Below are 22,270 nucleotides of genomic sequence, written 5' to 3'. Positions count from 1 at the left end.
ACTATTTTCCCCGTTGAAAGGCCGGCTCTGCTACAAGGGACGAAAATCACACGTGATGGGATTGGATAGACTCTTGGTTGAGAACTCTAGGGACACTGCCCGCGCGCGTGCCGATCTGCGCTTCAAGAAGCAGGAAGAGGCGGCGACGGTCCGGCAGAAAGCCATGGCCGAGTATGTCGCCGAGAGCGATGCCCGCAAGGCCAAGACCGACAAGCTGCGGGCGCTGCGGCTCGCCAAGGAAGCCGAAGATCTGGCCAACACGCCTGCCGCACCTGCCAAGAAGCCGGCCCGCGCCAAGAAAAAGTAACGTCTCCCCCTCCGCCAATTCCTCGCCCTGAATCGAGCTGTGGTGACGCCACCGGTCAGGCGCCTTCATCCCGCTGCTTCACAGGAAGCAATTTCAACCGAAACCGGGATTGCCTCGCCCGGCTGACCGCCGATGATCGGGCTGTTCAACAGGAGATTGCCATGACCGCGCTGCCGCTCGAAAAAGCCGTCGAGATCATCGATGCCGCCTTCGCCAGGGGCACCGATCTCAAGCTCAAGCCGCTCGGCGTCTCGGTGCTCGACGCCGGCGGGCATCTCGTCGCCTTCCAGCGCCAGGACGGCGCTTCGTTCCTGCGCCCGCAAATGTCGGCCGGCAAGGCCTATGGCGCGCTGGCCATCGGCATGGGCTCACGCAAGGTCGAGGCCTTCGCCAAGGAACGTCCGCATCTGGTTGCCGGCATTTCCGACGTGTCGGGAGGACGCGTGCTGCCGGTCGCCGGCGGCGTGCTGATCCGCGACAAGGCAGGGAGCATCATCGGCGCCGTCGGTATTTCGGGCGATACATCCGACAATGACGAGGCAGCCGCGATTGCCGGCATCGAAGCCGCCGGCTTCACCGCCGATCCAGGCTGAAGCTTCAGTCTAATTCAAATTGATGTCGCGGCTGGCCGACCGCATCGACACCGCGAACCCGGCCAGCACGTCGAACAGCGCGATGATCATCAGCGTGAAGAAGATGGAGTGCGCGGCACCCTTCACCAGCAGGAACTCGACCAGGAAAGCGACGAAGACCAGCATCGACAGAAGATGGTCCATGATCGAGGCCGTGGTCGTGCGCGCCGACTTCACCATTTCGAGGAACAGGAAGATCAGCCCGATCAGCACAATCAGGTCGCCGAGCGTCATCGAGAACACCCCGCCCGACATCATGCGGAACGAGAAGATCTCACTCGCCCACGGATCGTCGCCGCCGCCGAATATTCCGAGCAGGCCGAGATTGTAGAGCACGAAAGGCACGATCAAAAGCGGGACGGCACCGAACATCTGGCGTCTCCATATGGGGGCACCTTCTGTAGAATGCTCCACAGGCACGGCGTCAAGATTTTTCGTGCGCGGCCGCAAACACGGTCGAAGACCGGATGCAACAACCATGTCAGCCGATTGCCCGGCCAACATGGAAAACGAGACAGGGAAGCTCAGCGCTTGAAATAGCCGGCGCGCACGGCGTCCCAAACGCAAAAAGACCGGCCAGAGGCCGGTCCTTTGTTACTCAAACCCAGGGAAAAGCTGGGCTCAGCTTTCCTTGGGAGTCAGCACCTGGCGACCGCGATACATGCCGGTCTTCAGGTCGATGTGGTGCGGGCGGCGCATTTCGCCGGAATTCTTGTCCTCGACATAGGTCGGGGCCTTGAGGGCGTCGGCCGAGCGGCGCATGCCGCGCTTGGACGGAGAGGTTTTGCGTTTCGGAACGGCCATGGATATGCTCCACTACATGGTCAAAAGCCCCGCCCGCCCTCGTGAAAGGGCCATGTCGGGGCCTAAATCTGAGAAAGTCGGGTGCCTATACACGCCTGACACCGTTTTGGCCAGCGCTGCGGTGAATCTTTTTTATGCCGGCTAGTCCAGGCAGGCGACATAGGCGCCCGAGCGGCCGGCGCGCCGCTCGATCAGGTTGGCCAGCCGCCTGAGGCCCGGCCCGGGTTTTGCGGGATTGCGGGCGATCGGATTGGGCAGCGTGACGGCGAGAAGGGCCGCCTGCCGTCTGGACAATTGTTTTGCCGGAATGCCGAAATGGTGCTGCGCCGCCGCCTCGATGCCATAGATGCCCGGCCCCCATTCGGCAATGTTGAGATAGATTTCCATGATGCGCCGTTTCGACATCACCGCGTCGAAATAGACGGCCAGCGGCAGCTCGACGACCTTGCGCACCGAGCCCAGCGGCCGCGACCAGAGGAAGAGGTTCTTCACCGTCTGCATGGTGATGGTCGATGCGCCGCGCGTCGCCTCGCCGGCCAGCGCATCGTCGACGACGCCCCTGAGCTCGCCGAGATCGACGCCGCGGTGGAAACAGAACTGCCCATCTTCCGACATGATGACCGAATGGGCGAGCACGGGCGCCACGTCATCGATGGACACCCAGCGCCGGTCGTAGCCGGAGAAGGTCGCCAGGTCCTTCAGCATCAGTGTCGACACCGGATGCACGAAGGACGGCAGGTAGAGAAAGGTCAGCACCACCGGGACAAGCGCCAGCACCGCGGCCACGACGATGCCGCGCCGGACCCAGCGCCTGAGATTGCGGCGGTTCACGCCTCGCGATCTCGTCGCCATGTCCAGCTTTTCGGTCTCATGATCGACGATCGGTTCCGCCAAGCCGCCCAACCCGTGCCACGAAGCTCGTCTCGAAACGCGCTCCCGAGGGTCATAAGACGGTGTTTTCGAGCACCGGAGCGGAGCGTACATTCGAGTACGTGAGCACCGGAAGCGCGGAAAATGCCTTCAGATGACCGCAGGAGGTGAGTTTCCAAACGGGCTCTTACCGCTCCGGCATAATGGCGCTTGCCTTCTTGCGCAACGTCTGAGTGTCGGCTACCGGTCCCGGCCATGACGAATGACGACGAAATGGCGTTCGAAATGGCGCTCATCAGACGCGCGGCCGCCGTCGAGGTGATGCTGCGTCGGTTGCTCGACGACCGCCCGCTTTCGGGCGAGATCGCGAGGCCCGATCGCCTGATGGCGGCGATGCGCCATGGCGTGCTGAACGGCGGCAAACGCCTGCGCCCCTTCCTGGTCATGGAAAGTGCTGCCTTGTTTTCCGCCGATGGCGAAGCGGCGCTGCGCGTCGCGGCCGCACTTGAATGCGTGCATTGCTATTCGCTGATCCATGATGACTTGCCGGCGATGGACGACGACGACCTGCGCCGCGGCCAGCCGACCGTGCACAAGGCCTTCGACGAGGCCACCGCGATACTTGCCGGCGACGCACTGCTGACGCTCGCCTTCGACATCCTCGCCGGCGAGGCGACCGCGCTGCCGGCCGAGCGGCGCGCAGCCCTTGTGGTGGCGCTCGCCCGCGCCGCCGGGGCCGGCGGGATGGTCGGCGGCCAGAAGCTCGATCTCGATGCCGAGCAGGTGCGACCGGACGAGGCCGGCATCATCCGGTTGCAGGCGATGAAGACCGGTGCGCTGATCCGTTTCGCCTGCGAGGCGGGTGCGACCCTGGCCGGTGCACGATCGGATGACATGGAAAGGCTGGCCGAGTTCGGTTCGGCGATCGGCCTTGCCTTCCAGCTCGCCGACGACCTGCTGGATTTGACGGCCGACGCCAGGCAGATGGGCAAGGCGACCGGCAAGGATGCCGCCGCGGGCAAGGGTACGCTGGTGGCCTTGCACGGCGCGGATTGGGCTCGCAAGCAGCTCGACGGTCTCGTCGGCCAGGCGCACGCGTTGCTCGAACCCTATGGCGAAAAGGCGGCCCTGCTCAAGGCCGCCGCGACTTTCGTGGCAACCCGCAACAGCTGACGGCAGGCCCCATATCGGGTTGCGCATCGTCGACGGCTCGGCGTCACCGCATCGATCCGATCAGCCGCGTCCCCGCAGCGCATGCATTGACCTGCGGTGCGCCAACGAAATCTTAATGTAAATGAAGCGTAATCCCGACCATTAAAATAATGCGTATGTGTTGGGGTTGCGCATGCCGGAATATTCTTCCTTCATCCGGTCCGTCCGGATACGTTATCTTTCGGGACTGTTGGTTTTCGCGCTGGCTTCGGCCGCCATCATGGTTGCGCTCAATCGCGTCAATTCCTTGCGCCATGAAATCGATGCGCTGAGCAGCAATCTCGTCGTTTTCACCCGCGACCTGCGCAACGCCACCAGCTTCGCCGAGACAACCAGTTCCGCCTGGCGGATCGAGACGCGCGATGCGCTGACGGCTTCGGCGCGCGACCATTCCGAGCGCCTGACCGGCGAGATCGAGACGCTGAGCGCCCAGCTCGCCGCGATCCGCCCGCGCCTGTCGGTCAAGACCGTCAACGAGCTGGCGGCCGCTTCCGTCAATGGCGATCTGTTCTGGTCGCCGCGTGACATGGTTCGCAACTTCAACCTGATGTCGGTGGCGCAAAAGACCGATGAATGGAGTTCTCGCGAAATCCGCAACCAGAACGACCTGTTCGTTCAGCCCATGCTGGTGCGTGTCCGCACCGCGATGGACGACGAACGCCATCTGGCGGACGCCTCCGGCGACCGGCTGCTTTTGTGGGCGAGCGGCCTGTTGTTTGCCGTGCTCGCCATCGTTGCCTTCTGGATCTTCCGGCCGATGGAACAGGCGATCCGCCGCGCCTTTGCCCAGTCGGCCGAATCCTTGTTCAAGGCCGAGGCGGCCGACCGTGCTAAGTCGGAATTCCTCGCCAATATGAGCCACGAGATCCGCACCCCGATGAACGGCGTGCTCGGCATGGCCGAATTGCTGGCCAAGACCGAACTGAACCCGCGTCAGAAGACCTTCACCGACGTCATCGTCAAATCGGGCAACGCGCTTCTCACCATCATCAACGACATCCTCGATTTCTCGAAGATCAATGCCGGGCAGCTGACGCTCGATCCTGCCCCCTTCCGCCTCTCGGAAGCGGTGGAGGATGTGGCGACACTGGTCTCGGCACGCGTTGCCGAGAAGAACCTGGAACTCATCGTGCGTGTCGATCCTCGGCTGCCGGCCTATGTCGTCGGCGACGCCGGTCGCTTTCGGCAGATCGTCACCAACCTGGTCGGCAATGCGGTGAAATTCACCGAGAAGGGCCATGTGCTGATCGATGTCGGCGGCGAAACCATCAACGACGTCGTCCAGCTGAAGCTGCGCGTCGAGGACACCGGCATCGGCATCCCGGCCGAGAAATTGCAAAACGTGTTCGAGAAGTTCGCCCAGGTCGACGGGTCTTCGACCCGCCGTCATGAAGGCACCGGCCTCGGGCTTGCCATCGCCGCCCGTCTCGTCGACCTGATGGCCGGCAAGATCGGCGTCGAGAGCGAGATCGGCCGCGGTTCCGTCTTCTGGTTCGCCGTGCCGCTGCCGGTCCACCGTGCCGAGGCGCGCGACGCTGTCGTCCCGGTGGACGTCACCGGCGCGCGCGTGCTGGTCATCGACGACAATCCGGTCAACCGCGAGATCCTGCTCGAACAGCTCAGAAGCTGGAGCTTCGACTGCGCCGCCGCCGAAAGCGGCGCAATAGGCCTCGCCTTCCTCGATCGCGCCTGCCAACTCGGTGCCAGCGTCGACTGCATCATCCTCGACTATCAGATGCCCGGCATGAACGGCGCCGATGTCGCCCGGGCCATCGCCGCCGACAGCCGGCTGTCCGCCATCCCGGTCGTGATCCTGACCTCCGTCGACCAGGTCGATTTCGGCAAGATGATCATCGACTTCGGCATATCGGCGCACCTGACCAAGCCGGCGCGGTCGGCGGTCCTGCTCGGCACCGTCATCTCGGTCATCCAGAAGGCGCGCTCGCAGGTCGGCAAGGCGCAGTTCATTCGCGAACCTGTCCAACCGATGCAGGCACCTCCGGCCTTCACGGTTATCCGTGGCCCCGCGGTACCGGTCGCGACAGTGCCGGAATCAAATGCCGCGCCGAACAGCCCGATCGACATCCTCATCGCCGAGGACAATGACGTGAACCAGATGGTGTTCGGCCAGATCCTCAATGGACTCGGCCTGAGCTACCGCATCGCCGGCAATGGCCGCACCGCGGTCGAGATGTACCGGTCGCTGCATCCGAGGCTGGTTCTGATGGACGTCTCGATGCCGGAAATGAACGGCTACGAGGCAACACGCGCCATCCGGGCGATCGAAGCGGCGTCGGGCGGCCACATCCCGATCATCGGCGTCACCGCGCATGCGCTGAAGGGCGACCGCGACAAGTGCATCGAGGCCGGCATGGACGACTATCTGCCCAAGCCCGTTTCGCCCGATCGCCTCGGCGCCAAGATCGGCACCTGGCTCAGCGAGACGGTGGTGGCCAAGACCGCCTGACCACCACCAACGCCTCAGACGGCCGCGTCCAGATGAAACCGGCGCATCCAGTCCAGGCTTGTCTCGTCGGCGAGATTCGCGACGCCGGGCCTGACATGCCCGGCATCCGGCGCCGGGACGCCCAGGGCTTCGCAGATGCGCAGCAATGCCACGGCCGGCTCGGCGGCAAGGTGCTCATAGCCGATCCGCAATGGTGCTATGCCCTGTTGTGCGAACCAGATGTTCCAGGCCGTATCATAGGCTTCCAGTTCTTCGACCTCGCCCTTGATGCGCTTGAAATCATAGTGAGGTTCCCTGGCAGGTCCCACCCTTTCGATTTCGGTTCCGTCGGGGGCGATATGCCAAAGACCGGTTTGCCGGGCTTTGACCAGGGAGACGGCCTGCGCGAGTTTGTTTTCGCGCGACAGGTGTATGTAGAGGACTCGGCCAAAGGCTCGTTCGAAACGCGCTGTGTCTGACGCAAGCCCGGGATAGACCTGATCGAGGATCGCCGACAGCTCATCCAGGTTCTCCCGCATCAGGCGCAAGCCGAAAATTTCAGTATCGCCCTTGCCGGCACCGATCGCCGCATTGAGATAGGCAAGCTGGAATTCACGCTCGCCCATCGTGTCGCGATCGGGCAATCCCCAATCCTGCGCCCACTCCGACACATCCTGCCGCCGGTAGAATGAGTGGGGATCACCGGTCGTTCCGGTGGCCGCCAACAGCTTGCACAGCAAGGTGCTGCCGGTTCTGGGCGTGCCGCAGATGATGTATCCGTCGAACATGGGCGCTCGCATGACAGGGCTGCTGCCCAAGGAGAGGTGGTGGCCGCCGCTATAGCTGAAACCGTTGCTCGATGCGACGGGCACATTGCAGCGGCGTTTGGGCGTTCGTCTCGACTTCGAGATCGTAGCGTATCCGGTTGTGGACGCTCATATTGCCAGCGCGCCAGCCCCGCCAACCTGTCGGCGCAGCGCTTCGCGCCCTCGGCCCTTACCGGTTGCGCACCACCACGCAGGCGCCGCCGACGCTTTGCAGCTTCTGGCAGATGACATTCGCGGCGGCGCGGTCGTCGATCCCGATCCTGACGGCGTAGATGCCGCGCCGGCCGATCGGCGTGCGCACCCGGCTCACCACAGGATCATGCCCGGCAAGCAGGGCCGGAAAGCGGCCCCGCACCCTGAGCCACTGGCCGATCGCCGCGCTGCGGCGAAAATTGCCCGCCACCTGGATGCCCCATGGCTTGATGTTGATCGAGGCCATTGCGACCGTCCGCGACATGATCACCGGCAGCTTGCGGCAGGCGACGGCGAAATCCAGCTTGGCATCGAGCGGCTCGACTTTGCCGGCATAGGCCGGGTCCGTGAACTTGTCGACCGGCTCGCCCATGACGTCGAACACATAGCTTTCCGTCTCCATCGGCAGGAAGCCGCCGGAATTCAGCCAGCGCGACACCCGGCTCTCGCCGGCATTGTAGGCGGCCGCCGCTAGGCCAAGATTGCCATAACTGGTCTTCATTTCGGCGAGATATCTAGCCGACGCCGGGATCGCCTGGTTGATGTCGAAGGAATCGGCAAGCCCCCGCATCTTGGCGGTGCCCGGCATGAACTGGGCAATGCCCTCGGCGCCGACGGGGCTCACGGCATTGGGATCGAAACGGCTTTCCTTCCAGATAAGGCGGGCGAAGAAGTCCCGGGGCAGAGCGTTCTGGTCGGCATGCGCCTGGATCAGGTTGCAGACCTTGTCGATCAGCCGCTGCTTGGCCGATTGCGGCGGATCGGCCTGGGCAAGCGTCGACCAGGCCATGCCGCACAGGAAAATCAGCGTCGCCCACAGGAAACGCCGCATTTCACCTACTCTGCCGCGGCCTTGCCGCCCTGACCGAACCTCTGTTCGATATAGTCGGCGACCATCTTCTCGAAATCCGCCGCGATCGACGGCCCGCGCAGGGTCGCTGCTTTCTTGCCGTCGACGAAGACGGGCGCTGTCGGCGTCTCGCCAGTGCCGGGCAGCGAAATGCCGATATCGGCGTGCTTGGACTCACCCGGACCGTTGACGATGCAGCCCATCACCGCGACCTTGAGGTTCTCGACGCCTGGGTACTTCTCACGCCACACCGGCATGTTCTTGCGCAGGTCCGCCTGGATGTTCTGCGCCAGTTCCTGAAACACGGTGGAGGTGGTGCGGCCGCAGCCGGGGCAGGCCGCGACGATCGGCACGAACTGCCGGAAACCCATGGTCTGCAGCAGTTCCTGCGACACCTGCACCTCGCGGGTGCGGTCGCCATTCGGCTCCGGCGTCAGCGAGATTCGGATGGTGTCGCCGATGCCTTGCTGCAAGAGGATGCCCATGGCGGCGGAAGAAGCAACGATGCCTTTCGACCCCATGCCGGCTTCAGTGAGGCCGAGATGCAGCGCGTGGTTGGAACGGGTGGCGAGTTCGGTGTAGACGGCGATCAGATCCTGCACGCCGCTGACCTTGGCCGACAGGATGATTTTTTCGCGGCCAAGACCGATCTCTTCGGCCATCTCGGCCGACAGGATCGCCGACTGCACGATCGCCTCGCGCGTGACTTCCTGCGCGGTCAGGGGAAAACCCTTGTCCTGGTTGTCGTCCATCAGCCGCGTCAACAGCTCCTGGTCGAGCGAGCCCCAGTTGACGCCGATGCGCACCGGCTTGTCGTGCTTGATCGCCATCTCGACGATATCGGTGAACTGCCGGTCCTTCTTGTCCTTGAAGCCGACATTGCCGGGATTGATGCGGTACTTGGCAAGCGCCTCGGCGCAGTCCGGGTGATCGGCCAGCAGCTTGTGGCCGATATAGTGGAAATCGCCGACCAGCGGCACGTTGATGCCGAGCCGCAACAGTCGCTCGTGGATGCGCGGCACGGCGGCGGCACTCTCGTCGCGGTCAACGGTGATGCGCACGATCTCGGAGCCGGCGCGGTGCAGCGCCGCGACTTGCGCGACCGTCTGATCGACATCGGCGGTATCGGTATTGGTCATCGATTGCACGACCACGGGCGCGCCGCCGCCGACGACCACGCCGCCGACATCGACGCCGACCGAGGTGCGGCGGGGGAAGGGAAAGGAAAAATACCCGGTCATGCCGGCAGCCTTTTGTCTCTGGAGCGCCATGCGTCTCTCTGAAGCCCGTGCGTCCGCTTGGACGCACAAGCCGGGTCCGATGCGCTGAAGTCCGGGCATGAGGTGGAGGAGCAAAGATGGCTTGTCAATGGCGACAGGTCGCCACTGGCAGCAATTGGTGCCGGCCAGGACCCTGAAACAGCGCACGACCTTACGGCGGCCCGGCATAAACGGCCCTGACGAATATTAGCTTCGGCTTGTGGAATCGCTGAAATTAAAACCACTGCACCGGCGGCTGGCGCCGCCGGCAAGGAAAACCGCCAGTGGTGAGCGGCTATATCACGTGAGGATCAATGCGTGGTTGGTTGCGCCCTCAATTTCTCAATCGCATCCTTGAGTGCCAGCTTGCGTCGCTTGAGATTCACGATTTCGAGGTCGTCCACCGACGGGTGGTTCATCGCGTCATCGATTTCGCGTTCAATGTCGCCGTGTTTCCGCTGCAACTCATCAAGATGGGATGCAAGAGACATGATTGGTTCTCCCTTTCATGGTTTCCTCGATTGCAGCCGCCAAGGCACGTCCACCGCAGGTCGTATCTGTGACGGCACAATGACAGTGTGCCACCATCAGACGGCGATGTCGAATGCTGCGTGGTAGCATTCCACGACAACATGAAATGTGATATGGGCTGCGCGCCGGTGGCAGAAATTGCCGCCCCCGCCCAACCAGGCCCAGTTTTGGGCGCCGCAGACGTGCAGACGGTAGAGAATGTCCGATCAGGAACAGGCCGATACTCGCCTCGAATTTTCCCGGCTGAAGCAGGAACACGCCGATTTCGATGCCGCGATCAACGCGATGATCGCCATGAATTGCGACCCGCTGCAGATCCAGCGCATGAAGAAGAAGAAGCTTGTCCTCAAGGACCGGCTGATGAAGCTGGAAGACAAGATCATTCCAGACATCATCGCCTGAGACGCGAACGCTTTTCCGCCTATCCGCCGATCGAGAGCCCGGCGGCGCGGCCGCGCAGCAGGCCGATGAGATCCGCGGTCCGCTCCTCCGACGTGTCGATCGGAACCACCAGGCACATCGTCGCCTCGACCTTGCCTGGCGCTGAAAAGACCGGCACGGCGAGGCATTTCGTATAGGCGTCGACCAGGCCCGAAGTGACGCAGTAACCGGTCACCCCGGCCTTTGCGATGTCGGCGATGAAATCGTCGAGCCGCAGCTTGCGGCCATCGGGCAGCACGAGGTCGTCGTCGGACACCATGGCCTCGATCGCGGCTCTATCCAGCCCCGCAAGAAGCAGCCGTCCCGAGGCAGTCCAGGGCAGCGGTATCTGCAGGCCTGTGGCGGAGCTGATGCGGAACGGCCTGGTGCCAGGGCTGGAATGGACGATCGTGTAGCGGCCGCTCTGCAGCATGCACAGTTCCGAGGTCTCGCCGGTCTCGCGCGACAGATGATCGACCTCCTGGCGCCCGCGCCGCAACAAATCGTTGCCCCGCACATAGTCCATTCCGTAGAGATAGAGTTTCTTGCCGAAATAGACGCGGTTGCCGTCGCCGGCCATTTCCAGCAGGCCGGCATCGACCAGCGACCGCACCAGCGTGTAGGTGGTCGAACGCGGCGCGTTCACCCCTTTGGCAAGATCGCCAATGCCGATCGCCCGCTGCGTGGTGTGAAGAAACTCCAGGATCTCCAAGACCCGGTTGAGGCCTTTCTCGCGGGAGGCGGTCGTCTTCTCGTCCGCCGAAATTGCTGGGGCATTGCCATCTTGCATTGTCGATTCCCGGTGTTAGTATCTGTCTTGTACAGGATACATGCGTCTCTTGTAAGAGACAATTTTGATAATCGCCATCGCGTGTATGACCTGTGCATAGGGGAACACAACACGAAAGGAGGTCGCCGTGAACGACACATCCGGAAGACGTGATTTTCTGAAATTGGGAATGGCGGGACTGGCCACCGCCGGGGTGCTGGCAACCGTCGATGCCCAGAAGGCCGCCGCGCAAGCCGCATCCGACAGTCTTCTGCGCACCGTGCTCGACAGAGGCAAGCTGATTGTCGGCACCGGCAGCACCAACGCGCCCTGGCACTTCGAGAACGATGCCGGCGAACTGGTGGGCATGGACATCACCATGGGCCGCATCCTCGCCAAGGGCCTTTTCGACGACCCGACCAAGGTCGAGTTCGTCATGCAGGACCCGGCGCAGCGCATTCCCAACGTGACCACCAACAAGGTCGACATCACGATCCAGTTCATGACGATGACGGCGCAACGCTCGCAGCTGATCAATTTCTCCCGGCCTTACTATGTCGAAGGCGTTGCCTTGCTGACGCTGCCGACCGCCGAGAACAAGACCTTCGACAAACTGCTCGCCGGCGGTTCGGCAACCCGCATTTCGATCCTGCAGAATGTCGACGCCGAAAGCTCGGTCCACTACGCTTTGCCGCAGGCCCAGGTGCTGCAGATCGATACCCAGGCCAACGTGCTGCAGGCGCTGGAATCGAAACGCGCCGACGCCGCCGCGGTCGATCTGTCCACCGTGCGCTGGCTCGCCTCGCGCAATCCCGACAAATATTTCGATGCCGGCAAGAGCTGGTATTCGATGCTTTATGGCGCGGCACTTCGGCAGGGCGATCTCGACTGGCTGACCTTCGTCGACCAGACCTTCACCATCGCCATGTTCGGCCATGAATCGGCGCTCTACGACGCTGCCTTCAAGGACTATTTCGGCCAGGAACCGCCGGCGCGTCATCCCGGCTTCCCGGTCATCTGATCCCGGATTACGGAAGGGCGGCATTCCAGCCCTTCCGTAATCGACTCGACGCCCTTCACACCGAGGCGGACGCATGGGCTATGCCCTCAATTTCAATCTGATCTGGCGGCATTTCGACAAGCTGTGGGGCGGCCTGCTGCTCAGCCTGGAGCTTGCAGTGATCTCGATCGCCATCGGCGTCGTCGTCGGGCTGGTGCTCGCGGTCTGGTACGTCTCCGCAGGACGCGCGGTGCGGGCGGTGATCGCCGCCTATGTCGAATTCATCCGCAACGTGCCATTGATCCTGCTCGTCTATCTCGTCTTCTACGGCCTGCCGACCGTGGTCGACCTGGCCTACAGCGCACCGACCTCGTTTGTCCTGACCCTGTCGGTCTATAGCGGCGCCTATCTGGTCGAAGTGTTTCGCTCAGGCCTCGAGGCTGTCCCGCGCGGCCAGCTCGACGCCGGCAAGGCGATCGGCCTCACGCCCTGGCAAAGGCTGCTCCACGTGCGCCTGCCGACCATGCTACGCATCACGCTGCCGGCGCTGTCCAACACCTTCATCTCGCTGTTCAAGGACACCTCGATCGCCTCCGTCATCTCGGTGCCCGAACTCACCTTCGGCGCCCAGTGGATCAACTTCAACACCTTCCGCATCGTCGAGGTCTACCTGGTCACCACAGCGATGTATCTGGTGACCGGCTACATCATGCTTTTTGGGCTGCGGCTCGTCGAGCGCCGGTTCAGGGCGGCGCGCTGACATGCTTGGCCAGATCCTCTACGCGCTACCGTTCCTCGCCCAAGGCTTCGCCGTGACTTTGTGGGTATCGCTGCTGGTCGTGGTGCTGTCGCTTATCGCCGGCGTCCTGCTGGGCGTCGGCCTGGTCTATGGACCGGCGCCGCTGCGCTGGGCGGTGCGCATCTTCTCGGACACCATTCGCGGCATTCCGATCCTGGTGCTGATGTTCTTCGTCTATTACGGCCTGCCGGCGATCGGGCTGCATCTGCCATCGTTCTGGGCCGCGGTGTCGGCGCTGACCCTGTTCAAGACGGCGCAGGTCATCGAGTATCTCAGGGGCGCGGTCGGCTCCATCCCGAAGGGACAGTCCGAAGCCGCGATGGCGATCGGGCTGACCTTTCGCCAACGGCTCACCTACGTCATCTTTCCGCAGGCCTTCAGGCGCTTCCTGCCGCCCTGGATCAATGGCGTCACCGACGCGGTCAAGGGCAGCGCGCTGGTGTCGCTGCTTGGCATCACCGATTTGATGCAGGCCATCAACCAGGTCATCGGCCGCACCTATGAGGCGATGCCGCTCTATATACTGGGCGCGCTCATCTATTTCGCGGTCAACTACGCGCTCTCGCTCGCCAGCCGGCGGCTGGAGCGGCGTTTCTCCTTCATCCGGGAATAGCACGATGTCCGAAGCCTCGAACGCCAATCCCGCATTGCTCGACGTACGCGATGTCTCCAAGGCCTTCGGCGCCGTCGAGGTGTTGCGCTCCGTCAGCCTTCAGGTGAAGCGCGGCGAGGTGGTGACCGTCATCGGCCCTTCCGGCAGCGGCAAGACCACGCTGCTGCGCTGCGTCAACTTCCTGGAGAGCTACGACAGCGGCTCGATCCGCATCGACGGCAAGGAGGTCGGCTATCGCGAGGCCGGAACGCGCCAGCGCCGCAGCGAACGCGATTTGGCCAGCATGCGCGCCGAGACCGGCATGGTGTTCCAGAGCTTCAACCTGTTCCCGCACCTGACGGCAGCCGGCAACATCATGCTGGGCTTGACCAAGGTGCGGGGTAAGAACGAGGCCGAGGCACGCTCGATCGCCGAGCATTGGCTCGGCCGGGTCGGCCTTGCCCACAAGGCCGACAGCCTGCCGGCCGAGCTCTCCGGCGGCCAGCAGCAGCGCGTCGGCATCGCCCGCGCCGTGGCCATGGAGCCGAAGATCCTGCTGCTCGACGAGATCACCTCCGCCCTCGATCCCGAACTGGTCGGCGAGGTGCTGGCCGTCGTGCGCAGCCTCGCCGAGGACGGCATGACCATGCTGATGGTCACCCACGAAATGGCCTTTGCCCGCGACGCGTCGAGCCGCATCGTCTTCATGGCCGATGGCGGCGTCAGCGCCATCGGGCCGCCGAAAGAGATCCTTGCGGCGGAGACCACCAACGAACGCCTCCGCACTTTCCTGGCGCGTTTCCGGGCCTCGCATTTCTGACATCAGGCGGCCAAAGCTGCCCCAAGGAGCCTTATCCATGACGCCTTATACCAGGCTCGCCGAACTCGGCCTGACACTGCCCGAGCCGCCGACGCCCATCGCCAACTTCGTCACCCATGCCGAGAGCGGGCGATTGATCTTCCTCTCCGGCCAGGGACCGCTGCGCGCCGACGGCACGCTTTGCACCGGCAAGGTCGGCGAGGATGTGACGGTCGAGCAGGCTTATGAGCATGCCCGCCTGACCGGGCTCAATCTGCTTGCCGTCATGCATGCGGCAGCCGGCGATCTCGGCCGCATCGTGCGCGTCGTCAAGCTGCTCGGCTTCGTCAACGCGACGCCGACCTTCAGCGACCACCCACGGGTGGTCAATGGCTGTTCGGACCTGTTCGCCGATGTCTTCGACAAAATCGGCGGCCATGCCCGTTCGGCGATCGGCGTCGGCTCGCTGCCTGGAAATATCACCGTCGAAATCGAAGCGGTCGTCGAGATCGCCGCCTGACCTGCCACCAACGGGATGTGCTCACATGAAAACCTATTCCGACACCGGCTCCAACACCACCATCCGCGAACGGCTGGGCTTGCGGCCGATCATCAACGTCTCCGGCACCATGACCGCGCTCGGCGCCTCGATCATCGTTCCCGAGGCGATCAGCGCCATGGCCGAAATGGCCTCGCAATGGGTGGAGATGGACGATCTGCAGCGCGCCGCGAGCACGATCGTCGCGCGCCTCACCGGCGGCGAGGCCGGCTTCATCACCGCCTGCTGCGCCAGCGGCATCACCATGGCGATCGCCGGTGCGATGACGGGGACCAACCTGCTCGCCATCGAGCGCCTGCCCGATGATACCGAAGGGCTGAAGTCGGAAGTCGTCATCCAGCTCGGCCACATCGTCAATTACGGCGCGCCGATCGACCAGTCGATCCGTGTCGCCGGCGCCAAGGTCATCCCGGCAGGGACGGTCAGCGTCACCCAGGACTATCATGTGCGCGAAGCGATCAACGAACGCACGGCGGCGGGCCTCTATGTCGTCGCCCACCACACGGTGCAGTACGGCATGCTGTCGCTGGAAGAGTTCTCGGAGATCTGCCACGCCAAGGGCGTGCCGGTGATTGTCGATGCCGCGTCCGAATACGATCTGCGCGGTTTTCTGGCGCGCGGCGCCGACGTCGTCATCTACAGCGGCCACAAATTTCTGAGCGGACCGACCAGCGGCATCGTCACCGGCCGCAAGGATCTGATACGGGCCGCCTATCTTCAGAATCGCGGCGTCGCGCGCGCCATGAAGGTCGGCAAGGAAAGCATCGCCGGCACCATGGCCGCGCTCGAAGCCTGGGAGAAGCGTGACCATGCCGGCATCCGCCGGCGCGAGGAGGCAGCCCTGAACCTGTGGAAGGATGCGTTGCAGGGACTGCCCGGCATCGCCGCCATCATCATTCCCGATCCCACCGCCAATCCGCTCGACCGGCTGCAGATATTCGTCTCGCCCGAGAGCCGCTTCACCGCCGCCGGTCTCGCCTCGACACTTGCCGCGGGCGCGCCGCCGATCATCGTGCGCAACCACGAGGTCGAGCGCGGCCATTTCTTCCTCGACCCCTGCAACCTTCACCCCGGCGAAGCGGAGATCGTCGCCGAGCGCCTGCGCGCCGTACTGACCGCGAAGGAGCGCCCGGCCGACGCGATGAAGGTCGCCCGCAAGGATTCGTCAGGCGTCTCGCGCTGGCCGGATTGATCGCCAAACCGAACCAACAATGCCGAAAAGCACCGGCTGATCACGGGACTGTGAACAGCCGGATTTGCCCCACGCGGGAATAAATCGTCTCCTCAATAAGTCTCCTCGACATACGCCACGGCTGGCGTTGAGGAGATCGGCATGCATCATCATTGCAAGCACAGCGGACAGGGCTGCGGCGTCAGCCGCCGTCCTGCGCTGGCGAGCATGATCGTCATCAGTCCCTCCGCCATAGCGCTTGACACCGGTGATGCAGATGAATTCACTTTCAGCACGGCAGGCGACTTTGTCCGTTTCCGGCGGCCTTGCTCCTGCAAGCAAGGCAAAATCGCTGTCGCATCTTGAGGCGGCGCGCCCAGTCCGTCCCGGAGTATCGGATCATGGTGCTGCTTTGAGCGAGAGGGCCCTGGCAGAGCGCTTCAATCAGGTGGTGCTGCCGCATCTCGGCGATGCGCTGGCGCTGGCTCGCTGGCTGACCGGCAATGCGGCCGACGCCGAGGATGTCGTGCAGGACGCCTGCATCAAGGCGCATGCCGGCATATCGGGCTATGCTGGCGGCAATGCCCGTGCCTGGCTGCTGACCATCGTGCGCAACACCTCCTACACCTGGATGGCGCGCAACCGGCCGCGCGGCATGATGGCTGTCGGCGATCTCGGCGATCTCGACGACATGGCGGCGGCCCATGGCACCAGCCTGCCCGACGAGGACGGGCCGGAGGCGAGCCTGATCGCCAGGGCCGATACGGCGGCACTGGAAGCTGCGATCGCTGCCCTGCCGCAGCCGTTTCGCGAGACGCTGGTGCTGCGCGACATAAACGGCCTCAGCTATCGTGAAATAGCGGCCATGCTCGACGTGCCGATGGGCACGGTGATGTCCAGGCTTGCCCGCGCCCGCGGCCTGCTGGCGTCGGAACTGGGGAGAACGCCATGACCGGCCATGCCGACGGACTGCCCAATGATCCCGAAGGTATCAGACTGATGATTCACGCCCTTGTAGATGGCGAACTCGATGCCGCGGCCGCCCTTGCCGTGGAGCGCCGCATCGCCGCCGACCCCCGGCTTGCCGCCGAACATGCCCGCATTGTCGCCTTGCGAGGCGCGGTCAGCCGCCTGCCCCGCCCCGAAGTCAGCGACGCGTTTCTGGCCCGCATCGCGGCAATCGGCATGGCGGATACCGAACGGCAAGGCGACGCAGAGGCGACCGAGCCGCAGCGCGGCACGCCGTCGGCGCTGCCGGGATTGATCACGGGCGCCGGCGCAGGCCAGAGACGGGAAGCCGGGACGCGTCCTTCGCAGGCGCGCACATCGCCAAGGGCACGCCGCTTCGGCTCGTTCGACTGGCGCGCCATGGCGGCATCGATCATGATCAGCGCGGTGCTGGCCAGCGGCGCGACGCAATGGGTGATGTTCAACGGCGCGGAGGACGGCTTTGCCGCCGCTGTCGCCAGCGGCCATCGCCGCAGCCTGCTCGCCGCGAGTCCGATCGACATCGTTTCCTCCGACCGCCATACGGTCAAGCCGTGGCTCGACGCCCGCATCGGTGTCTCGCCGCCGGCGCCCGACCTTGCCCAGGACGGCTTCGCGCTGATCGGCGGCCGGGTCGAGGTGATATCAGGCCGGCCGGTACCGGCGCTGGTCTACCGCCATCGCGAGCACCTGATCACGCTGGTCGCCGAACCGCAGCAGGGCGGCAAGGCCACCCAGCCGGACGATCTTTCCTCGGGCGGCTTCTCGATGGTGCACTGGAGCGACGGCGCCTTCTCCTACTGGGCGATCTCCGACATGGAACGCCCCGAGCTCGACGACTTCGTCGCCCGCTTCCGCAAGGCCGCGGTATGAGCCGGATGTGGCCGTCGGCATCTCGCCGATGGCCGCATATCCTTGCGGCCCCGCGCGAATTCCGCTAAGGCGCGCCTTTGTCGCCGGGGAGCAGAAGCTTGAACCATCAACGCGCCGACGTCGCCATCATCATGGGCAGCCAATCCGACTGGGCGACGATGCGCCAGGCAGCCGAAACGCTGGAGGCGCTTGGCGTTCCCCATAAAAGGCTGATCATTTCGGCGCACCGCACGCCCGACCGGCTCTATGAATTCGCCAAGGGCGCCAAGGCGGCCGGCTACAAGGTGATCATCGCCGGAGCCGGGGGTGCGGCGCATCTGCCCGGCATGACGGCGGCAATGACGCCATTGCCGGTGTTCGGCGTGCCGGTGGAATCGAAAGCGCTGTCGGGCCAGGATTCTCTGCTCTCCATCGTCCAGATGCCGGCCGGCATTCCGGTCGGGACACTGGCGATCGGCAAGGCAGGCGCGGCCAACGCCGCCCTCCTGGCCGCCGCCGTATTGGCGCTGAACGACGACAAGCTTGCCCAGCGGCTCGACGCCTGGCGCGCCTCGCAGACCGCCAAGGTCGCGGCCGAACCGACGGACACGCCGTGAGCCTGCCCGCGGGATCGACGATCGGCATCATTGGCGGCGGCCAGCTCGGCCGCATGCTTGCAATGGCCGCTGCCCGCCTCGGCTACCGCACCGCCGTGCTGGAGCCGCAACCGGATTGCCCGGCCGCCCAGGTCGCCAACAAGCAGATTACGGCCCCCTATGACGACCCGGCCGCGCTTGCCGAACTGGCGGCGGCCAGCGCCGTCGTCACCTACGAGTTCGAGAACGTGCCGGTGGCCGCTGCAACCGCGCTTGCCGCCAAGGTGGCGGTCTATCCGCCAGCGCGTGCGCTTGACGTGGCGCAGGACCGGGTGAGCGAAAAGACATTCCTCAACAGCATCGGCATCGCCACCGCCGATTTCCGTCCGGTCGACACGGACGACGAGTTGACGGCGGCGCTGAAGGCATTCGGCGGCAGCGGCATCCTGAAGACGCGGCGCATGGGCTATGACGGCAAGGGCCAGCGCGTCTTCCGCAACATGGAGACGGGTGGCTTTGCCGGCACCTGCGAGGCGATGGGCAATGTGCCGCTGATCCTGGAGAGCTTCGTGCCCTTCGAGCGGGAGGTTTCCGTCATCGCCGCGCGCGGGATCGATGGGGCGGTCGCCGCCTATGATCCGGCCGAAAACGTGCACCGCGACGGCATTCTGCACACATCGACCTTGCCGGCCGGCATCAAACCCGAAACGGCGGTAGCCGCGCGGGTCGCCGCGTCGAAGATATTGTCCGCGCTCGACTATGTCGGCGTCATCGGTGTCGAGTTCTTCGTGCTGGCCGATGGTTCGCTGCTGGCCAACGAGATCGCGCCCCGCGTCCACAATTCAGGCCATTGGACCGAAGCCGCCTGCATCGTTTCGCAGTTCGAGCAACACATCCGCGCCATTGCCGGCCTGCCGCTGGGCAGCCCCAATCGCCACTCCGATTGCGTGATGGAGAACCTGATCGGCGACGACGTGCTGCGCGTTCCAGCCCTGCTCGCCGAGCCCGACCTGATGCTGCACCTCTACGGCAAGGCGGAGGCGCGGCCTGGCCGCAAGATGGGCCACTTCACCCGCATCAGTTCACGTACTTAGTTCGCGGGACACGAGCCTATTGCACCTCGCCGCTGTCCTCGCCGGGGCCGGCGCAGCTTGCATCGCCTTCCTCGCAATTGGCGGAGGCGGCGAGTTGCTTGATGCGATCATTGGTCAGCCTGGTCAGGCACTGCGAAACTTCCATCGCGTGGATGGAGCCACCCGCGCTGGCTGCGGTGTTATGCGCGCATTCGGCATCCCGGAAGCTGATCCAGGCGCGCTGCGCCACCTGAAGCAATCGCTTGCCACCCGCATCATCGGAGCCGATCAGCGCCTGATAGGCTGCGTTGAGTCTGGCGTCGGCGGCCTGATAATCCTCGCCGGCGCAGATGTTCATCATTTGCTGGCTGTCGTCGGAACGGTCGCATTCCTGAGCGCGGGCGACCGCGCCTGCCGCCAGGACGGCGAGGCAGGCGAACAGGAAAATTCGACGCATCTTTGTCCCCAAATCACTTGCTTGTCGCGGCATCATCCCAGCCGACACGTGGTCGCGCAATGCCACGGGGGCCGACATGGCGGATATTTGATGATATCAGGACGCGGAGCACGCTTGCCGTTGACTTACGGTTGACATGGGCAAGGCTCCTCGTTTATGAGCCACCCACCGTTCAAAAGGCGCGTCTTCTGGCGCGCCTTATAATTTCGACCCGGAACCGGGTCCACACCGACAGGCAAGACCATGAAGATCAAGAATTCGCTCAAGGCGCTGAAGGCGCGTCACCGCGACAACCAGTTGGTTCGCCGCAAGGGCCGCATCTACATCATCAACAAGACCGCCCCGCGCTATAAGGCGCGCCAGGGTTGAGTTTTCGGCCGGAGGCTTTTTGCCTCCGCCCATTGATGCTTGTCGGCGAGCCGACCTTCCCACGTTGAATTCACTTTGATGTTCCGCCGCCCGGGACTAGAGTCGGGCGATGCGGATTCTTTTTGCATTTTTGATCGCTTTTCCTCTTTCCGGTGCCGTTAGCATAGCGGCCAGGGCAGCGAACGATCAGGCGGCCCAGCCGGCGGCCCCGGACACTCCGGCCCCGCCGATGACGAAACAGGCCCGGCTCGACAGGCTGTTCTCCGACCTGAAGCGCGAGCGCAACGAAAAGGCCGCCGAGCGCATTGCCGGCAACATCTGGAACGAATGGTTCCAGTCCGGCAGCGCCTCGATCGACCTGATGATGCAGTGGTCGCAAAGAGCGATGAACGATCAGAAGTTCGACGTCGCGCTCGATTTCCTGGACCAGGTGGTGACCTTGCAGCCGAGCTACGCCGAAGGCTGGAACCGCCGCGCCACCGTGCATTTCATGATGAAGAACTACGGCAAGTCGATGGCCGATATCGACCGCACGCTGCAGCTCGAGCCACGCCATTTCGGCGCGCTGTCGGGCCTGGCCCAGATCATGGCGGAGACCGGTCACAAGCAATCGGCGCTCGAGGCCTGGCAGAAGGTGCTGGCCATCTATCCGATGATGCGCAGCGCCCAGAACCAGGTCGCGACCCTGTCGGAAGAGCTTGCCGGCGAGGGAATTTGATAGACTAGGCAATAGGCATTGGGCGCTTGAGCTTTCCTACTGCCGCCCTACAACTTATCAACCTCCCTTGCCGTATATCCCCCATGAACCTGATCTACGCCGCGCTCGCCTTCCTTTTCGCACTCGTCCTTGCCCTTGTCGGTGTGACCCGCGTCGGCTCGTGGCTGATCGAGCGCCGCGGTCCGCCGGTCGGCGCGTTCGCCGACATTGGCGGTGCCCGCATCCACTATGTCCACGTTCCCACGCCAGCTGGTGCGGATCTGCCGGCGATCGTCTTCATTCACGGCGCCAGCGCCAATTTGAAAGACCAGATGCTGCCGCTCAGGCCGCTGCTCGAAGGCCGTGCCGAAATGCTGTTCTTCGACCGGCCGGGAGCCGGCTGGTCGGGACGCGGCCCCGGCAACAATGAAAATCCGTCGGCACAGGCCAACACCATCGCCGCGCTGATGGACCGTCTCGGCATCAAGCGGGCCATCATTGTCGGCCATTCCTTCGGCGGCGTGGTGACGGCGGCCTTCGGCCGCGAGCATGCCGACAAGACGCTCGGCCTCGTCTTCCTGGCACCGGCGAGCCATCCCTGGCCGGGCGGCGCTACGTCCTGGTACTACGACCTGACCACCATTCCGGTGATCGGCCGGCTGTTCTCCGAGACCCTGAGCTATCCTGCGGGAACGCTGCAGATGGCGGACGCCACGACCTGTGTCTTCTCGCCCAACAAAGTGCCGGACAATTATCTCGCCTCAGCCGCGATCCCGCTGGTGCTGCGGCCGTCGGCCTTCCGCGCCAATGCCACCGACGTCGCCGGGCTCTATCGGTATGCGCTTGGCGCGGCACCGCATTACAAAGTGATAACGGCGCCGACCGTGGTCATCTCCGGCGATCGCGACAAGGTGGTCTATGCCCGCATTCACTCTGTCGGCCTGGTGCGCGACATATCAGGCGCCGAGCTGGTCTGGGTGCAAAATCTTGGTCACAAGCCGGACTGGATCGCCTCCGACCTCGTCGTCGGCGCCATCGAGAAAGTTGCCGGCAAGGCTATCGACCTGGAAGCAATCGCCACGACGGTGGAAGCCCGGATTGCCGGCGATGCCTATGGCGTGGGCAAATGCGCCGACATCAAGGAGCCACAGGCCGAGCTCGCCCCGACCTGACAATCCGAAGCCATCGCAAGACGCTATT

28 protein-coding genes are annotated in these 22,270 nt (G+C 64.1%); 18 read left to right on the top strand and 10 right to left on the bottom strand.

Annotation, left to right across the window (positions count from 1 at the left end; translation table 11 throughout):
* Window positions 1-73: 73 nt before the first annotated feature.
* Both EN804_RS14815 and EN804_RS14810 read left to right on the top strand, forming a co-directional pair.
* A complete protein-coding gene (locus EN804_RS14815) occupies window positions 74-307 on the top strand; it encodes a hypothetical protein (RefSeq protein WP_135863133.1) in 234 nt (77 codons plus the stop codon).
* A gap of 161 nt (window positions 308-468) precedes the next feature.
* A complete protein-coding gene (locus tag EN804_RS14810; protein WP_127278212.1) occupies window positions 469-900 on the top strand; it encodes a heme-binding protein in 432 nt (143 codons plus the stop codon).
* Between the two features lie 9 nt (window positions 901-909).
* Here EN804_RS14810 and EN804_RS14805 read toward each other — a convergent pair whose 3' ends face one another.
* From EN804_RS14805 to EN804_RS14795, 3 genes are all read right to left on the bottom strand, one after another.
* The gene (locus EN804_RS14805; RefSeq protein ID WP_127278211.1) at window positions 910-1,311 is read right to left on the bottom strand and encodes a hypothetical protein; all 402 of its coding nucleotides are present in this window, start codon (window positions 1,309-1,311) and stop codon (window positions 910-912) included.
* A 249-nt stretch (window positions 1,312-1,560) separates the two neighbouring features.
* A complete protein-coding gene (gene rpmF / locus EN804_RS14800) occupies window positions 1,561-1,743 on the bottom strand; it encodes a 50S ribosomal protein L32 (protein ID WP_008834724.1) in 183 nt (60 codons plus the stop codon).
* Window positions 1,744-1,884: 141 nt separating this feature from the next.
* Complete coding sequence (locus EN804_RS14795) at window positions 1,885-2,646, bottom strand: transglycosylase domain-containing protein (protein ID WP_135919998.1); 762 nt, start codon at window positions 2,644-2,646, stop codon at window positions 1,885-1,887.
* A gap of 222 nt (window positions 2,647-2,868) precedes the next feature.
* Between EN804_RS14795 and EN804_RS14790 the strand changes: the two genes are divergently transcribed.
* Both EN804_RS14790 and EN804_RS14785 read left to right on the top strand, forming a co-directional pair.
* Window positions 2,869-3,786 carry a polyprenyl synthetase family protein gene (locus EN804_RS14790; RefSeq protein ID WP_135919997.1) on the top strand — a complete coding sequence of 306 codons (918 nt, stop codon included), beginning with the start codon at window positions 2,869-2,871 and terminating at the stop codon, window positions 3,784-3,786.
* Window positions 3,787-3,958: 172 nt separating this feature from the next.
* Window positions 3,959-6,292: a response regulator gene (locus EN804_RS14785; protein ID WP_135919995.1), complete on the top strand. Its 2,334-nt coding sequence runs from the start codon at window positions 3,959-3,961 to the stop codon at window positions 6,290-6,292.
* 14 nt (window positions 6,293-6,306) lie between these two features.
* Here EN804_RS14785 and EN804_RS14780 read toward each other — a convergent pair whose 3' ends face one another.
* The 5 genes from EN804_RS14780 to EN804_RS14760 all read right to left on the bottom strand — a co-directional run bounded on the left by EN804_RS14780 (window position 6,307) and on the right by EN804_RS14760 (window position 9,890).
* Window positions 6,307-7,071: a Stf0 family sulfotransferase gene (locus EN804_RS14780; protein WP_135919993.1), complete on the bottom strand. Its 765-nt coding sequence runs from the start codon at window positions 7,069-7,071 to the stop codon at window positions 6,307-6,309.
* 37 nt (window positions 7,072-7,108) lie between these two features.
* Window positions 7,109-7,210: a hypothetical protein gene (locus tag EN804_RS37995; protein WP_245491608.1), complete on the bottom strand. Its 102-nt coding sequence runs from the start codon at window positions 7,208-7,210 to the stop codon at window positions 7,109-7,111.
* 57 nt (window positions 7,211-7,267) lie between these two features.
* Window positions 7,268-8,122 (bottom strand): lytic transglycosylase domain-containing protein, encoded by an 855-nt coding sequence (locus tag EN804_RS14770; RefSeq protein WP_127872089.1) that lies wholly within the window; start codon window positions 8,120-8,122, stop codon window positions 7,268-7,270.
* 5 nt (window positions 8,123-8,127) lie between these two features.
* Entirely contained in the window at window positions 8,128-9,381 is a 1,254-nt protein-coding gene (ispG, locus tag EN804_RS14765) for a flavodoxin-dependent (E)-4-hydroxy-3-methylbut-2-enyl-diphosphate synthase (protein WP_127872170.1), read from the bottom strand.
* A gap of 329 nt (window positions 9,382-9,710) precedes the next feature.
* Complete coding sequence (locus EN804_RS14760) at window positions 9,711-9,890, bottom strand: YdcH family protein (RefSeq protein WP_127278461.1); 180 nt, start codon at window positions 9,888-9,890, stop codon at window positions 9,711-9,713.
* Between the two features lie 238 nt (window positions 9,891-10,128).
* Between EN804_RS14760 and EN804_RS14755 the strand changes: the two genes are divergently transcribed.
* Window positions 10,129-10,332, top strand: a complete 204-nt coding sequence (locus tag EN804_RS14755) for a YdcH family protein (protein WP_127278462.1) — start codon at window positions 10,129-10,131, stop codon at window positions 10,330-10,332.
* Between the two features lie 19 nt (window positions 10,333-10,351).
* On the opposite strand, the gene EN804_RS14750 is transcribed toward EN804_RS14755, so the two are convergent.
* On the bottom strand, window positions 10,352-11,140 hold the full coding sequence (locus EN804_RS14750) for an IclR family transcriptional regulator (protein ID WP_127278463.1): 789 nt from the start codon (window positions 11,138-11,140) through the stop codon (window positions 10,352-10,354).
* 169 nt (window positions 11,141-11,309) lie between these two features.
* Between EN804_RS14750 and EN804_RS14745 the strand changes: the two genes are divergently transcribed.
* From EN804_RS14745 to EN804_RS14700, 10 genes are all read left to right on the top strand, one after another.
* Window positions 11,310-12,140, top strand: a complete 831-nt coding sequence (locus tag EN804_RS14745; protein WP_171892286.1) for a transporter substrate-binding domain-containing protein — start codon at window positions 11,310-11,312, stop codon at window positions 12,138-12,140.
* A 73-nt stretch (window positions 12,141-12,213) separates the two neighbouring features.
* Complete coding sequence (locus EN804_RS14740; RefSeq protein WP_135919991.1) at window positions 12,214-12,879, top strand: amino acid ABC transporter permease; 666 nt, start codon at window positions 12,214-12,216, stop codon at window positions 12,877-12,879.
* A gap of 1 nt (window position 12,880) precedes the next feature.
* Window positions 12,881-13,531, top strand: a complete 651-nt coding sequence (locus EN804_RS14735) for an amino acid ABC transporter permease (protein ID WP_127278465.1) — start codon at window positions 12,881-12,883, stop codon at window positions 13,529-13,531.
* Between the two features lie 4 nt (window positions 13,532-13,535).
* Window positions 13,536-14,330, top strand: coding sequence for an amino acid ABC transporter ATP-binding protein (locus tag EN804_RS14730; protein WP_135919989.1), 795 nt, complete (start codon window positions 13,536-13,538; stop codon window positions 14,328-14,330).
* 37 nt (window positions 14,331-14,367) lie between these two features.
* Window positions 14,368-14,829 carry a RidA family protein gene (locus tag EN804_RS14725; protein WP_135919987.1) on the top strand — a complete coding sequence of 154 codons (462 nt, stop codon included), beginning with the start codon at window positions 14,368-14,370 and terminating at the stop codon, window positions 14,827-14,829.
* A 25-nt stretch (window positions 14,830-14,854) separates the two neighbouring features.
* Complete coding sequence (locus EN804_RS14720) at window positions 14,855-16,060, top strand: aminotransferase class V-fold PLP-dependent enzyme (RefSeq protein WP_135919985.1); 1,206 nt, start codon at window positions 14,855-14,857, stop codon at window positions 16,058-16,060.
* A 391-nt stretch (window positions 16,061-16,451) separates the two neighbouring features.
* Complete coding sequence (locus EN804_RS14715) at window positions 16,452-16,991, top strand: sigma-70 family RNA polymerase sigma factor (RefSeq protein WP_135919983.1); 540 nt, start codon at window positions 16,452-16,454, stop codon at window positions 16,989-16,991.
* A complete protein-coding gene (locus tag EN804_RS14710; protein WP_135919981.1) occupies window positions 16,988-17,899 on the top strand; it encodes an anti-sigma factor in 912 nt (303 codons plus the stop codon). Before EN804_RS14715 ends, EN804_RS14710 begins: the two co-directional genes overlap by 4 nt.
* Window positions 17,900-17,997: 98 nt before the next feature.
* Entirely contained in the window at window positions 17,998-18,495 is a 498-nt protein-coding gene (purE, locus tag EN804_RS14705) for a 5-(carboxyamino)imidazole ribonucleotide mutase (RefSeq protein ID WP_135863157.1), read from the top strand.
* Window positions 18,492-19,568, top strand: coding sequence for a 5-(carboxyamino)imidazole ribonucleotide synthase (locus EN804_RS14700; protein ID WP_135919979.1), 1,077 nt, complete (start codon window positions 18,492-18,494; stop codon window positions 19,566-19,568). The genes purE and EN804_RS14700 overlap by 4 nt, the downstream gene beginning before the upstream one ends.
* Before the next feature lie 16 nt (window positions 19,569-19,584).
* On the opposite strand, the gene EN804_RS14695 is transcribed toward EN804_RS14700, so the two are convergent.
* The gene (locus tag EN804_RS14695) at window positions 19,585-20,004 is read right to left on the bottom strand and encodes a lysozyme inhibitor LprI family protein (RefSeq protein WP_127281106.1); all 420 of its coding nucleotides are present in this window, start codon (window positions 20,002-20,004) and stop codon (window positions 19,585-19,587) included.
* 243 nt (window positions 20,005-20,247) lie between these two features.
* Here EN804_RS14695 and ykgO point away from each other — a divergent pair, with 243 nt between their 5' ends.
* From ykgO to EN804_RS14680, 3 genes are all read left to right on the top strand, one after another.
* The gene (gene ykgO / locus EN804_RS14690) at window positions 20,248-20,373 is read left to right on the top strand and encodes a type B 50S ribosomal protein L36 (protein ID WP_006203764.1); all 126 of its coding nucleotides are present in this window, start codon (window positions 20,248-20,250) and stop codon (window positions 20,371-20,373) included.
* Window positions 20,374-20,482: 109 nt separating this feature from the next.
* Window positions 20,483-21,091 (top strand): hypothetical protein, encoded by a 609-nt coding sequence (locus tag EN804_RS14685; RefSeq protein WP_135882161.1) that lies wholly within the window; start codon window positions 20,483-20,485, stop codon window positions 21,089-21,091.
* A gap of 83 nt (window positions 21,092-21,174) precedes the next feature.
* Entirely contained in the window at window positions 21,175-22,242 is a 1,068-nt protein-coding gene (locus tag EN804_RS14680; RefSeq protein WP_135919977.1) for an alpha/beta hydrolase, read from the top strand.
* The last annotated feature ends 28 nt before the right edge of the window (window positions 22,243-22,270 follow it).

The sequence above is a fragment of the Mesorhizobium sp. M8A.F.Ca.ET.161.01.1.1 genome, from assembly GCF_004792105.1.
Lineage (GTDB): Bacteria > Pseudomonadota > Alphaproteobacteria > Rhizobiales > Rhizobiaceae > Mesorhizobium.
The sequence above is the reverse complement of the archived record's forward strand: the minus strand, read 5'-3'. Positions and strand labels throughout refer to the sequence as shown.